This is a genomic window from Pseudoalteromonas rubra (assembly GCF_004212645.1).
Taxonomy (GTDB): domain Bacteria; phylum Pseudomonadota; class Gammaproteobacteria; order Enterobacterales; family Alteromonadaceae; genus Pseudoalteromonas; species Pseudoalteromonas rubra_G.
The window spans coordinates 1-13,222 of record NZ_PPUZ01000161.1; the positions used below are offsets into that span (position 1 = coordinate 1).

At 49.3% G+C, this 13,222-nt stretch carries 12 protein-coding genes; 10 read left to right on the forward strand and 2 right to left on the reverse strand.

All coding sequences use genetic code 11. The features are described from left to right. The 7 genes from ftsY to C3B51_RS23230 form a co-directional block, all read left to right on the forward strand. Positions 1 to 1,219 (forward strand): signal recognition particle-docking protein FtsY (gene ftsY, locus C3B51_RS23200; RefSeq protein ID WP_130246547.1); only part of this gene is annotated, 1,219 nt, incomplete at its 5' end. Positions 1,220 to 1,293: 74 nt separating this feature from the next. After that, positions 1,294 to 1,986, forward strand: coding sequence for a cell division ATP-binding protein FtsE (ftsE, locus tag C3B51_RS23205; protein WP_125716711.1), 693 nt, complete (start codon positions 1,294 to 1,296; stop codon positions 1,984 to 1,986). Further along, on the forward strand, positions 1,983 to 2,969 hold the full coding sequence (ftsX, locus tag C3B51_RS23210; protein ID WP_125716710.1) for a permease-like cell division protein FtsX: 987 nt from the start codon (positions 1,983 to 1,985) through the stop codon (positions 2,967 to 2,969). Before ftsE ends, ftsX begins: the two co-directional genes overlap by 4 nt. A 308-nt stretch (positions 2,970 to 3,277) precedes the next feature. Next, a complete protein-coding gene (gene rpoH, locus C3B51_RS23215; protein ID WP_125716709.1) occupies positions 3,278 to 4,141 on the forward strand; it encodes an RNA polymerase sigma factor RpoH in 864 nt (287 codons plus the stop codon). 135 nt (positions 4,142 to 4,276) lie between these two features. Beyond that, complete coding sequence (locus C3B51_RS23220) at positions 4,277 to 5,014, forward strand: 1-acylglycerol-3-phosphate O-acyltransferase (RefSeq protein WP_046005057.1); 738 nt, start codon at positions 4,277 to 4,279, stop codon at positions 5,012 to 5,014. Continuing rightward, complete coding sequence (gene rraB / locus C3B51_RS23225) at positions 4,989 to 5,324, forward strand: ribonuclease E inhibitor RraB (RefSeq protein ID WP_125716708.1); 336 nt, start codon at positions 4,989 to 4,991, stop codon at positions 5,322 to 5,324. Before C3B51_RS23220 ends, rraB begins: the two co-directional genes overlap by 26 nt. 167 nt (positions 5,325 to 5,491) lie before the next feature. Next, positions 5,492 to 6,745 (forward strand): HD-GYP domain-containing protein, encoded by a 1,254-nt coding sequence (locus C3B51_RS23230; protein ID WP_130246548.1) that lies wholly within the window; start codon positions 5,492 to 5,494, stop codon positions 6,743 to 6,745. Here the strand turns inward: C3B51_RS23230 and C3B51_RS23235 are convergent. Further along, the gene (locus C3B51_RS23235) at positions 6,705 to 7,016 is read right to left on the reverse strand and encodes a hypothetical protein (RefSeq protein ID WP_125716706.1); all 312 of its coding nucleotides are present in this window, start codon (positions 7,014 to 7,016) and stop codon (positions 6,705 to 6,707) included. The two genes, C3B51_RS23230 and C3B51_RS23235, sit on opposite strands and share 41 nt — an antisense overlap. Before the next feature lie 293 nt (positions 7,017 to 7,309). On the opposite strand from C3B51_RS23235, the gene C3B51_RS23240 reads away from it, so the two are divergent. After that, complete coding sequence (locus C3B51_RS23240; RefSeq protein ID WP_130246549.1) at positions 7,310 to 8,566, forward strand: outer membrane protein transport protein; 1,257 nt, start codon at positions 7,310 to 7,312, stop codon at positions 8,564 to 8,566. Positions 8,567 to 8,614: 48 nt separating this feature from the next. Here C3B51_RS23240 and mutS read toward each other — a convergent pair whose 3' ends face one another. Further along, positions 8,615 to 11,203, reverse strand: coding sequence for a DNA mismatch repair protein MutS (gene mutS, locus C3B51_RS23245; protein ID WP_130246550.1), 2,589 nt, complete (start codon positions 11,201 to 11,203; stop codon positions 8,615 to 8,617). Positions 11,204 to 11,227: 24 nt separating this feature from the next. Between mutS and C3B51_RS23250 the strand changes: the two genes are divergently transcribed. After that, positions 11,228 to 11,719 (forward strand): CinA family protein, encoded by a 492-nt coding sequence (locus C3B51_RS23250; RefSeq protein ID WP_130246551.1) that lies wholly within the window; start codon positions 11,228 to 11,230, stop codon positions 11,717 to 11,719. A gap of 65 nt (positions 11,720 to 11,784) precedes the next feature. Beyond that, the gene (gene recA / locus C3B51_RS23255; protein ID WP_125716702.1) at positions 11,785 to 12,837 is read left to right on the forward strand and encodes a recombinase RecA; all 1,053 of its coding nucleotides are present in this window, start codon (positions 11,785 to 11,787) and stop codon (positions 12,835 to 12,837) included. Positions 12,838 to 13,222: the final 385 nt, after the last annotated feature.

Below are 13,222 nucleotides of genomic sequence, written 5' to 3' on the forward strand. Positions count from 1 at the left end.
GCAGGCAGAACGTGAAGAAGCTGAACGGCTAGCCAAAGAGCAGGCAGAACGTGAAGAAGCCGAGCGTTTAGCCAAAGAGCAGGCAGAACGTGAAGAAGCCGAGCGTTTAGCCAAAGAGCAGGCAGAACGTGAAGAAGCCGAACGGTTAGCCAAAGAGCAGGCAGAACGTGAAGAAGCCGAGCGTTTAGCCAAAGAGCAGACAGAACGTGAAGAAGCCGAACAGTTAGCCAAAGAGCAGGCGGAACGTGAAGAAGCTGAGCGTTTGGCTCAGGAACAAGAGAAGCCTAAAAAGAAAGGCTTCTTTGCGCGTCTGAAGCAAGGTCTGTTAAAAACCAAGACCAATATCGGCTCCGGGTTTGCCAATATTTTCCGTGGCAAGAAGATCGACGATGAGTTGTTCGAAGATCTTGAAACACAATTACTGACGGCGGACATAGGTGTCGACACCACCATGAAGCTGATCGACAGCCTGACCGATGCGGCAGATCGTAAACAGCTGAAAGATGGTGATGCCCTGTATGACCTGATGAAGCAGGAAATGGCAGATATCCTGAAAGAAGCTGAAAAACCGCTGGAGATCCCGGCTACTAAAAAGCCGTTTGTGATCTTGATGGTAGGGGTTAACGGTGTCGGTAAAACCACCACAATCGGTAAAATGGCAAAACAGTTCCAGGCTCAGGGTAAGTCGGTCATGCTGGCGGCGGGTGATACCTTCCGTGCGGCGGCCGTTGAGCAGCTGCAAGTGTGGGGCGAGCGTAACGATATTCCTGTCATTGCTCAGCATACCGGCGCTGACAGTGCCTCGGTGGTATTTGATGCCTTCCAGGCTGCGCAGGCCCGTGATGTGGATGTGCTGATTGCAGATACGGCAGGCCGACTGCAAAATAAAGATAACCTGATGCAGGAGCTGGAAAAAATAGCCCGGGTGATGAAAAAGCTGGATCCGGATGCGCCACACGAAGTGATGCTAACCATAGATGCAGGGACAGGTCAGAATGCCATCAGTCAGGTGAAGCTGTTTGATCAGGCCGTAGGCCTGACCGGTATCACGCTGACTAAGCTGGATGGCACCGCAAAGGGCGGGGTGATCTTCGCTGTTGCCGATCAGTTCAAGGTGCCGATCCGCTACATTGGTGTGGGCGAAAGCATCGATGATCTGCGCACCTTTAAGAGTGATGACTTTATCGAGGCATTATTCAGCCAGGAAAATCAGGACTGATAACAAGATGCTTTTCCTGCATCGTGCGTCGGGAGCAGGAAAATCGGAAGTAGATAACAATAGCAGGGCAGGCAATGATCAAGTTTGAGCAAGTCAGTAAAACCTATCCCGGTGGTCACCGGGCGCTGGAAAAGGTCAGCTTTGAGCTTACTAAAGGTGAGCTGGCGTTTCTGACCGGTCATAGTGGTGCGGGTAAAAGTACCCTGCTTAAGTTGATCAGCCTGATGGAGCGTCCGTCTGCCGGGCGGGTTGCCATCAATGGGGTCGACCTGAATCAAATCAAAAACAGTCAGGTGCCTTACATTCGCCGCGATATTGGCATTATTTTCCAGAATCATCGCCTTCTGGAGCGTTATAACGTGTTCGACAATGTGGCACTGCCGCTGGTGATTGAGGGTACGCACCATAAACATATAACCAAACGGGTGCATGCCGCGCTGGATAAAGTTGGCCTGTTAGATAAGGTAAAGTGTCAGCCGAGCACTTTATCCGGCGGTGAGCAGCAACGTGTTGGCATCGCCCGTGCGATTGTTAATTCGCCGCCTTTATTACTGGCAGATGAGCCAACCGGTAACCTGGACCCGGAATTGTCGATGGAAATTCTTAAACTGTTTGAGGACTTTAACCGTCATGGCACGTCAGTCCTGATTGCCACCCATGACCTGGGGCTGATCGCACGGATGAAATATCGCAGCCTGACTTTGGATCACGGTCGCTTAATTCAGGATCCCTTGTTGGGATCTTCGCTGCCGGGAGACACGCTATGAGTTTACTGTTTAAAGGTCGCGGCACGCAAAACGACAAGCAAAGCAAGTCCGTGCTCCTCAAGTGTTACTTCTTCATTATTACCATCCTGCGCCAGGGCGTGCACAGTTTAGGCGAAATGTGGCGAACCCCGATGGCATCCATGATGACCATTTTGGTGTTGGGCCTGAGCCTGACGCTGCCAACCACACTGTATGTGGTGGTTAAAAACGTGCAAAAAGTCAGTAGTGGCTTTCAGGAAGCGGCCGAGATCTCTTTGTTTGTAAAGGAAAGTGTCAGTGAGCAAGAGACACAAACCCTGGTCAAGCGACTAGCACTTTACCCAGAAATAGACACCGTGAGCTTTATTGGCAAAGATAAAGCACTGGAAGAGTTTAAAACCATCTCCGGTTTTGGTCAGGCGCTGGATTACCTCGAAGAAAACCCCTTACCCAGCGTTGTACTGGTGACCCCAACGGTGCGTCATCGCAGTGCTCAGGCTGCTAAGGCGTTGCTCAGCAAGCTGGAGCAGGAACGAGAGATTGAGTTTGGTAAGCTGGATATTGAGTGGCTGGAGCGTCTTAATGCCTTACTCAGCCTGCTCAAAGAAAGCGTGATCACCATAGGGTTACTTCTGCTCACCGCCGTGGTGCTGATCATAGGTAACACCATTCGTCTGTCGATAATGGATAAGAAAGAAGAGATCCAGGTACTTAAACTGGTCGGCGCAACGAACACCTTTATTCACACGCCATTTTTGTGGACCGGGATCTGGTATGGGATCATTGGCGGATTGATCGCCTTTATATGCGTTATGCTGATGCTGTGGTGGTTAGAGTCTGCTGTTGCACTGGTGGTTGGCGTATATCAGAGCAACTTTGTGTTGCAGGGCCTGTCGGGCTCTGAGCTGTTGTGCTTATTGCTGCTGGCTGTGGCGCTGGGCTTTGTTGGCTCCTTTTTGTCTGTGCAAAAATATATAAAGGACATCGAACCGGATAAAGTGTAGGGCCGCCAACTGGTTTCGTAATGAGTGTGCTAACCGAATGTGTTTTAGCACACTCGATTGCTAAGATTAGCACTTTTTCTTGTCAAATTAGCACTGTCAGATATCACCGTAGACTGAACCTGAACACGGGCTTACCATAACTGTTTTTTATAAACTAAATAAATTCTTTAAAATCAATCTCTTATTTATTAATTAAAGTGTAATAATAAAAAGCTTGATCTTTGCGGTGCAAAAGTAGTAGATTGCATTTAGCACTCTAACGGAAAGAGTGCTAAAATTGGCAAAACGAATTATCACTGAGGTGAAAAATGAGTAAAGATATTTATGCAATGGCACTGACCGCTGGGCAACAAAGCGCGAGTATAGAAGGCTACCTACAATCGGTGAGCTCTATTCCGATGCTGGACGCTGAGCAGGAAAAAGCGCTGGCAACCCGCCTACATGAGGATGGGGATTTGCATGCAGCCAAGCAGCTCATTATCTCTCACTTACGATTTGTTGCGCATATTGCCAAAAGCTACTCCGGTTATGGCTTGCCTCAGGCAGACCTTATTCAGGAAGGCAACATCGGTCTGATGAAAGCGGTGAAGCGCTTCAATCCGACAGTGGGCGTGCGTCTGGTGTCGTTTGCGGTACACTGGATCAAGGCTGAAATCCACGAATACGTGCTAAAGAATTGGCGTATCGTTAAAGTTGCGACAACCAAAGCGCAACGTAAATTATTCTTCAACCTACGCAAAAATAAAAAGCGTCTGGGCTGGTTTAACCAGGAAGAGATCACTACAGTTGCTAATGAGCTGGGTGTGAGCGAAAAAGAAGTGCGTGAAATGGAGTCTCGCATGAGTGGTCAGGACATGGGTTTTGACCTGACGGGAGATGATGACGACAACGCACCGAGCAGCAGCTTCTCACCGGTTCAGTATTTAACAGATGCCAGCAGTGATGTGGCTGAGGTGATTGAAGAAGAGCAGTGGCAAGAGCAATCGCAGAATCGCCTTATTGCAGCAATGAAAACGCTGGATGAGCGTTCTCAGGACATCGTTGCCGCACGCTGGTTAGCGGAAGACAAAGCAACCTTGCAAGACCTGGCCGATAAATATCAGGTGTCTGCTGAGCGTGTACGCCAGCTGGAAAAATCTGCGATGAAGAAACTACAAGCAGCAATGAGCTAATTGCCTAAGCCTGCTAAATAAATTTTGAAGTGCCGCTCAATCGAGCGGCATTTTTTATGGCTGTAACAAAATTGAGCTTACAAGTGTACGCCTATTTGATTATAATGCGCCGACTTGATAATAGGAGTCTCTATTTTGTTAGCTGTAGTTCGAATTCTGGCAATGGCACTGTTTATCATCCTCAGTTGTCTGGCTGGCCTGACATTGAGTCTGATCCGTCCTTTTCATGCCAATAACGTGCATGTGATTGCCTCCTGGTTTGGTAAAATGTCGCGTGTGATCGGGGTTAAACTTGAGATCTCGATAGACCCGGGTGCGAAAGATCTGGGCCCTGCGATGTACATTGCCAACCACCAAAACAATTATGACCTGTTCACTTTGCCTGCTGTGGTGCCGCACAACACGGTCAGTATGGGTAAGAAAAGCCTGAAATGGGTGCCATTTTTCGGCCAGTTATACTGGTTATCCGGTAATATTCTGATCGACAGGGCGAATCGTAAAAAAGCGGTCGATACTTTGGACAAGTCGATTGCTAAAATTAAACAACGGGGTATGTCATTGTGGATGTTCCCGGAAGGGACACGCAGTTATGGCAGGGGATTACTGCCTTTTAAAACGGGTGCGTTTCATACCGCTTTGAGTGCGGATGTGCCAGTTGTACCGGTTTGTATGAATAATACGGCAGGGCAGATCAAGCTAAATCGTTGGGACAATGGCACGGTATACATCAATATTCTGGCACCCATCGCTTTGGATAAAGACATTCCTGCACGTGAGCATGCCAAACAGATCCATGCTAAAATGGCGGAACATATTGCACAGTTAGACGAAAAAGTGAGAGCAGCAAGTGGAAAATTGGCAAGAGATCAGTGAAGACATCGTTGATTCGTTGTTAGAGGATGGGTCTAACCCGGATACCCTGTACGAAGTAGAGCATCATTTTGTCAGCGAAGAGTTTGACAAGCTGGAACAGGCGGCACTGGCTGCATTTAAGCTTGGCTATGATGTTGAAGACCCGGCGGAGCTTGAGCTGGAAGATGGCAGCAAAATTTGGGGCTTTGACGTTGTGGTTGAAGCTGAGCTGGACGCCGCGGTGATTATGGAAGATGTAACCAAGCTGGTTGAAATTGCCACGCACTGTGGGGTTGAGTACGATGGCTGGGGCACCTATTTCCAGGAATAACTCAGTATCACAACCTTAGGTCAGAACGCGACCACGCTTCTGACCTGACACTTTTATTCATAAACCCTCATTCTTTTTTCGTAAACTGACACCAATTACTAGACAATTAAGTCTGGCCTATGCATATTAGTGCAATTTACACTGCCGTCAGGCATCATGCGAGCGCTATGCGAGTTACCCTCCCTATTGAAGAGTTAAAACCCGGCATGTTTGTGGACAGCGTCCACAAGCAAAAGTCAGGCGCTGAAGTTAAGATTAAATCCCGGGGTATGGTTCGGGATGAAGCCATCATTGCTCGCCTGGCTGCCAATGGGGTAGTTGAGCTGAATATCGACTTTGCTCAAAGTGACATTCCGGTTCCCGAAAAATACCAGCAACCTGAGGTTAAACCTGAGTTAGAAGAGGCTGAGCCAACAAAGCAGGCGGCACCGCAAAAAGCCACCAAAGCGGATAAAGCACAGCCCGACAAAGCAAAAGCCATCAGCCTGGAAGACGAATTTGCCAGTGCGGCCAGGCAGTTTGAACAACACAACAAGCAGTTACAAATGCTGTATGGCAACCTGGCATCCGGCATGCAGGTCGACATGACGTTGATCAACGACATCAGCCAGGAGATTGTCGGCTCGGTACTGAGAAATACCAATGCCATGGCGATTTTAACCCGGATCAAGGACAAAGAAGGCTTTAACTGGCGTCATATGATCAACTGCGCCATTTTAGTCACTGTGTTTGCAAAATATCTGGGTCTGGGTAAAAAGGTGATAGAGCAAATGGCCATCGGTGCCATGTTGCATGATGTGGGTCATACCAAAATACCTCAGGGGATCATCGACAAGCGCGGTCCGCTTAATAAGCTGGAGATGAAAACCATGCAGCGCCATGTTGCACAGTCGCTGGGACTGACCCGTGACGCCCCGGGGATCACCCCGTTAATGCTGGATATGATTGTCAGTCACCACGAGCGCCTGGATGGGAGTGGCTATCCTCGTCGTCTGCAGGGCATGCAGATCAGTAAAGCGGCGCGGATCATGGCCATTGTGGACGTCTACGAAGGTATGACGGCTGAGCGCCCCCACCGCGATGGAGACGAGCCTCTGGTGGCACTGCGTTATTTATTGGCCAACAAAGCTCAGTTTGATCCTGTGCTGGTGCAGCACTTTATTAAGTGCATTGGTGTGCATCCGGTCGGTACGATTGTAAAGCTCAGCAATGAGCGGCTGGCGTTAGTACTGGAAGGTAATCGGAGCGCGCCGACGGCACCCAAAGTGCGGGTATTTTATAATACCAAGCATATGCACCACATTACCGCTAAGGACATTGATTTAAATGAGCAAGATAAAATCAAGATAGCCTCAACGGTTCGGCCACTGGATTACCAAATCAATTTATCCCGTCTGTTAAAAGATCATCTGCTTGTTTAAGCTTACGCTTTTGCCACTGCGCAGATAATAAGGCTCCGGCAAGGCAGCTAGCCATCATCAGGATCCACACCAGAGTCCCTTTTTCAGTATGCAGCGCCAGGCAGCTACACGCCAACGCCAGTAAAGCGCTCAGTATTGCTGCCAGCCAGTAATGGTTAAGCGGGTTGTCGCATTGTCCGGCACGCTTACAGGCACAGTAATTGGCTTTGCACAGACTAAATACACTGAGACCACAGAATGTCAGTGCGCCGAACATCAAAACTGCCAGCATAGACCAAACCTCCCTTCAAGTGCCCTGTAATATCAAGGCGGTGAATATGGCTAAGAGTATATGTGAAGCGATGCTTTTATTCAATGGTAATGAGAATTAATATCGTTTGGTGTGTAAATAGCTGGTTAGAGTATTTACTCTCATCCTGATCTGCACTGTAAATAAAATGCATAAAATGCCTTAATATTACGCAACTGAGCTGCTAAAAGTACTTAAAATGCGGATTTTTACTTTTGTTTTCTGTACTGTGGAGACAATTTTTTATTCTTGTTGAATAACATTTGAGGTTGAGAATGAATACAGTACTACGCGCATTGGTAGCGACAGGTTTGATGGCGGCGTCTTCGCAGTCACTGGCAGCGGCATTTCAGCTGGCTGAGCAAAATGTTTCCGGGTTAGGCCGTGCTTATGCCGGTGAAGCCAGTGCCGCTGATGATGCGTCGGTTGTTGCACGTAACCCGGCGCTAATGGGCCAGTTTGAAGGCGTTCAGGTGAGCGCTGCAGCCATGTATGTTGAACCGGATGTTAGCTTACAAGGCACATCGACCAACAATGGGCTACCAGCAAACCTGCTGGACGATAACAGTATTGCGCCAAGCGCCGTGGTGCCAGCTATATTTATGACGGCACGTTTGGACGAGCAGTGGTCTGTCGGTGCGGGGGTCTACTCTCAATTTGGTCTGGCCACTGAGTTCGATAAAGACTATGTTGCTGGTCAGCTGGCGGGTGAGACTGAGATAGTGACGATTAATACGGGCGTTTCTGTGGCCTACGAAATTGACGCGCAATGGACACTGGCACTGGGTCTGAATCATGTTTATGCCGACGCAAAAGTGATCCGTCATCTGGGGGCAAACCCATTGCAGGCCCCAGCCAGCACAGAAGTGGTTAATCTGGAAGGGGACGACAGCGGCTATGGCTGGAACCTGGGCCTGAGCTATCAAATTGATGCCGACAACCGCTTGGGCTTTCATTATCGCAGCGAAACGGATATTACCTTTGATGGTCACTTCAGTAACCAGATCCCGGCAGCACTTGGTGGTACCAACGGCGTTGCGCTGGCAGGCACACTGGAGCTGACGCTCCCGGCGATAGCAGAAATTTCTGGTAGTCATAAACTGACTGAGCCAATGACGCTGCACTACAGCGTTTTGTGGACAGGCTGGAACAGCTTCCAGGAGCTTGAGGCACAAGTATCCGGTAAGCCTGTGTTTAATAAACAGGAGTTGTTTGATAACTCATTGCGATTTTCTGTGGGTGGAGACTATCAGTGGAGCGAGTCTCTAAAGCTACGCGCAGGTCTTGCGTATGACAGCTCACCGGCCAATGAGTCGCACATGTCTATCTCTATTCCGGACACTGACCGTACCTGGTACTCATTCGGTGCTGAGTATCAACTGAGCGAAGCGGCGAGTGTGGACTTAGGGTTGAGTATTCTGCGCGGTAAAACGCAGACTTTTGTTGAAAAAGATGCGCTGGGCAGCGAGTGGGGCTTTAAGTCAAAAGGCCACGCGACGGTGGTCGGTGTGCAGTATAATCACAGCTTCTAATATCTGCATGAAATGAAAAAAGCGGCTGGTAAGCCGCTTTTTTTATGACTATAGAAGTGCCTTTAATTGATAGAGCAGGTCATGGGCGGCACGGGGCGACAGCTCATCCGGGTCTATCTCCTCAAGCATTTTCTCGACTTCAGAGGGTTCGCTGACCAGCGGCAGGCTCTGTTGCATCTGAGGTATTGCTGAGGTGGGCTGAGGACTTTCGACCACACTCTGGTGTTGTTCCAGCAAGGCCAGTTTACGCTTTGCCATGGCCAGTACTGCTTTGGGTACTCCTGCGAGTCCGGCGACCTGCAAGCCAAAACTTTTACTGGCGGCGCCTTCCATGACCGTGTGTTTAAACGCAATGGTGTCGTTGTGCTCAACGGCATCCAGGTGCACATTGACCAGGCCTGATTGCTGTTCAGCCAGTTCCGTCAATTCAAAATAATGGGTGGCAAACAGCGTTTTGGCGGCTATTTTACCGGCCAGATAGTCGGCGGTCGCATAAGCCAAAGAGAGGCCATCGTAGGTACTGGTACCCCGGCCAATTTCGTCCATTAAGACCAGAGACTGCGCCGTTGCATTGTTCAGTATGGTGGCGGTTTCAGTCATCTCGACCATAAAGGTGGAACGTCCGGAAGCCAGGTCATCACTGGCGCCAATGCGCGTGAAGATACGGTCGACTTTACCTATTTGCGCAGCGCTGGCAGGAACATAGCTGCCAATATGTGCCATCAGCACGATCAGCGCTGTCTGGCGCATATAGGTCGATTTACCACCCATGTTAGGGCCTGTGATGATCAACATCTTGCGATCTGCATTGAGGTGAACCGGGTTGGCAATAAAGGGCTCTTTACTAACCTGCTCGACGACCGGGTGACGACCGGCTTCGATGTGGATCTCATCGCCATTGCTAAGCTCCGGCTTACAGTAATCCAGCGTTTGCGCCCGCTCTGCCAGGGTATTGAGCACGTCTAAATCGGCCAGCGCCGCCGCCATGGTTTGTAGCTGCTCGATATAAGGCGCAATCAAAGTAAACAGCTCTTCATACAGCTGCTTTTCAAGCGCCAGTGCTTTGCTCTGACTGCCCAGGACTTTGTCTTCATGCTCTTTGAGCTCGGGAATGATATAGCGTTCGTTGTTTTTCAGTGTCTGACGACGAATATACTCGGGTGGCGCCAGGTGTGAGTTGGCTTTGCTGATCTCAATATAAAAGCCATGGACTTTGTTGTAGCCAATTTTCAGTGTGCTGATCCCGGTGCGCTCACGCTCACGCTCTTCGAGCTGATCCAGCACATCGGTGGCCCCTTCACTGAGTGCGCGCCATTCATCCAACTCACTGTTGTAGCCGGGGGCAATCACGCCGCCATCGCGGATCAGTACCGGTGGGTTATCTATGATAGCGCGCTCCAGCAAGTCCTGAAGTTTTGGCAAAGTCGGAGAATGTGCGCGGATCTGCTGCAACCTGGGATCGCTGCTTTCTCCCAGCAAGTGATGCAATGGGGGCAGTGCCTGCAAAGCGTTGCGCAGTCGCGTTAAGTCTCTTGGCCGGGCATTACACAGGGCAAGACGAGCAACCACTCGTTCAATATCGCCAATCTGGCGCAGCGCGTCGTAGACCTCGATATTGAGCTGGGATTCAATCAGGCTGGCAATGGCATTGAGCCTGGCATTAAGCTCGTCACGATTACGCACTGGCGTGTGAATACGGCGTTTTAACAGCCGCGAGCCCATCGGCGTGGCAGTTTTATCCAGCACCTGTGCCAGCGTGTTTTCAATACTGCCAGACAGGTTAACGGTCAGTTCTAGGTTTTTACGCGTGGCGGCATCCAGAATTACTGCGTGCTCGTTTTTCTCCAGCGTAATGGCCCGAATATGCGGCAGTGCGGTGCGCTGAGTGTCTTTGACGTACTGCATCACACATCCGGCTGCAATTAGTCCGGCTTTTGCTTCTGCAACACCAAATCCAATCAGGTCTTGTGTGCCAAATTGCTGGCAAAGCAAATGGGTAGCAGTATCGAGATCAAATTCCCAATCCGGACGGCGTCTGGCCCCTTTTATTTGCTCAAGGACTAGCAAATTGCTGAATGATTCGGGGTAGAGCAGCTCTGCCGGCTGTAATCTTTGTAGTGTTGAGGTAAGTGCCTCATCGGTGGCCAGCTCAACGATGTTAAAGCGCCCTGAGTTAATATCCAGGTATGCCACGCCATACTGCTGCTTGTCTTGCCACAGCGCAGCCAGCAGGTTGTCCTGACGCTCTTGCAACAGGGCTTCATCGGTCACAGTACCCGGTGTAACGATGCGTACTACTTTACGCTCAACAGGCCCTTTGCTGGTAGCAGGGTCGCCAACCTGCTCACAGATAGCCACAGACTCACCCATCTGCACCAGCCGGGCAAGATAATTCTCAACAGCATGATAAGGGACGCCCGCCATCGGGATCGGTGCGCCGCCGGCTTTACCCCGATGGGTTTGTGAAATGTCCAGTAACTGGGCGGCGCGAATGGCGTCATCAAAGAACAGCTCGTAGAAATCACCCATACGATAAAACAGCAGAATATCCGGGTGTTGCGCTTTGATCCTAAGATACTGCTGCATCATAGGGGTTTGTTGTTTTATAGTATGTTCGGAATAAAGATCTAACGACATTACTTATACCTAAAGGAAATGAGTATGGAGCTTCATACTGAGATAGCCGGACTGGCGGCACAATTGGGGGCTATTCTAACGAATAACGGCCTGACAATCACTACCGCGGAATCATGTACTGGTGGTGGTATTAGCTATGCGCTGACGGACACCCCAGGTTCATCAGCTTATATTGAGCGATGTTTTGTGACTTACAGTAATGAGGCAAAGGTTCAACTGTTGGGCGTTGCGCACAATACCTTAACTGAGTTTGGTGCGGTCAGCCGGCAAACCGTTGATGAGATGGTACTGGGGGCGGCGAAAGCGGCGCAGGCAGATGTGGCGATAGCGGTTTCGGGTATTGCAGGCCCGGGTGGTGGTACACAAGACAAGCCGGTTGGTACTGTATGGTTTGGCTTCTATTTACAGGGAAAAGTACTGTGTGAAGTGTGCCACTTTGCCGGAAATAGAGCCGAAGTTAGAAAGCAAGCTATTGAATTTTCTATTAGAAAAATTATTTCTCTGCTAAATGTTTAAATTAAGCTTGATACTGTAATTCCATACAGTATACTTGTCGTCAATACGCTAGATTGGAGAAGCAAATGAACGATAACAAACAAAAAGCGCTCGACGCTGCATTGTCTCAGATTGAAAGACAATTTGGTAAAGGTTCTATCATGAAACTGGGCGACAGCCAGGCATTGGATATTGAAGCCGTTTCAACCGGATCTTTGGGGCTGGATATTGCTTTGGGTATCGGTGGCTTGCCAACTGGTCGTATTGTAGAAATCTATGGTCCTGAATCATCAGGTAAAACCACTCTGACGCTGCAAGCCATTGCAGAAGCTCAGAAGCAAGGTAAAACATGTGCCTTCGTTGATGCCGAGCACGCACTGGACCCGGTCTATGCTGAAAAGCTGGGCGTTAATGTAAACGATCTGCTTGTGTCTCAGCCCGATACGGGTGAACAAGCCCTTGAGATCTGTGACATGCTGGTACGCTCAGGTGCGGTAGACGTGGTGGTGGTTGACTCTGTGGCTGCACTGACGCCTAAAGCGGAAATTGAAGGCGAAATGGGTGATACCCACGTTGGTTTGCAAGCGCGTTTGATGTCTCAGGCTCTGCGTAAACTGACAGCTAATATTAAGCGCTCAAATACCCTGTGTATCTTCATCAACCAAATTCGTATGAAGATTGGTGTGATGTTTGGTAACCCGGAAACCACAACAGGTGGTAACGCACTTAAGTTCTATGCGTCAGTACGATTAGATATTCGCCGTATCGGCTCTGTGAAAGAGGGCGACGAGGTTATCGGTAACGAAACCCGAGTGAAAGTGGTGAAAAACAAGGTGGCGCCGCCATTTAAGCAGGCTGAATTCATCATCATGTACGGTGAAGGTACATCTAAACAGGGCGAACTTATCGACCTGGGTGTGAAGCACAAGTTAGTGGATAAAGCGGGTGCCTGGTTTAGCTACAATGGCAACAAGATTGGCCAGGGTAAAGCAAACTCTATTAAGTTCCTGAAAGAAAACACGGCAATTGCTGATGAGATTGAAGGCAAACTGCGTGAAATGCTACTGCTTCAGGCAACCATTAAGCCAGAAGAAGGCGAAAGCCAGGGTCTGGCGGATGCAGAAGACCTAGAACTATAACGACTACTAGCGTAGCGGAGCACTCAGAAGTTCATATGGGTGCTCCTTTTGTACATGCCAGATAAACGCTGTGCTGGAATGTGTCTACCTGATTGGCTTTGGCATTACTCAATAGCAATTTGAATAATGTGCTTATTAAGTTTATCCATTCTCTGCAGCAGCATAATTTCTCCCTATCAGTACATGCAATAAGCGCACTTCACTTTTTGTTTATCCAAACCAAGATGTCCTCATAGCTTGCAAAAATGTTGTTTGATAACGGATTTTGTCCGAGCCCACACCATGAGTGTTTTAAACTCAACTTCCCTTCAGCGCTCATCTTTTGCTGGTCAGAGTGCCTTCCATACCAATTTGCTTAACTAAGTGTTCTATTTTGAGGCGAGAA

Coding starts and splice junctions, on each gene's coding strand:
- C3B51_RS23230 (WP_130246548.1), top strand. CDS start 5,492: ATGCGAGTTACCCTCCCTATTGAAGAGTTAAAACCCGGCATGTTTGTG.
- recA (WP_125716702.1), top strand. CDS start 11,785: ATGAACGATAACAAACAAAAAGCGCTCGACGCTGCATTGTCTCAGATT.
- C3B51_RS23240 (WP_130246549.1), top strand. CDS start 7,310: ATGAATACAGTACTACGCGCATTGGTAGCGACAGGTTTGATGGCGGCG.
- mutS (WP_130246550.1), bottom strand. CDS start 11,203: ATGTCGTTAGATCTTTATTCCGAACATACTATAAAACAACAAACCCCT.
- ftsE (WP_125716711.1), top strand. CDS start 1,294: ATGATCAAGTTTGAGCAAGTCAGTAAAACCTATCCCGGTGGTCACCGG.
- C3B51_RS23250 (WP_130246551.1), top strand. CDS start 11,228: ATGGAGCTTCATACTGAGATAGCCGGACTGGCGGCACAATTGGGGGCT.
- ftsX (WP_125716710.1), top strand. CDS start 1,983: ATGAGTTTACTGTTTAAAGGTCGCGGCACGCAAAACGACAAGCAAAGC.
- C3B51_RS23235 (WP_125716706.1), bottom strand. CDS start 7,016: ATGCTGGCAGTTTTGATGTTCGGCGCACTGACATTCTGTGGTCTCAGT.
- rpoH (WP_125716709.1), top strand. CDS start 3,278: ATGAGTAAAGATATTTATGCAATGGCACTGACCGCTGGGCAACAAAGC.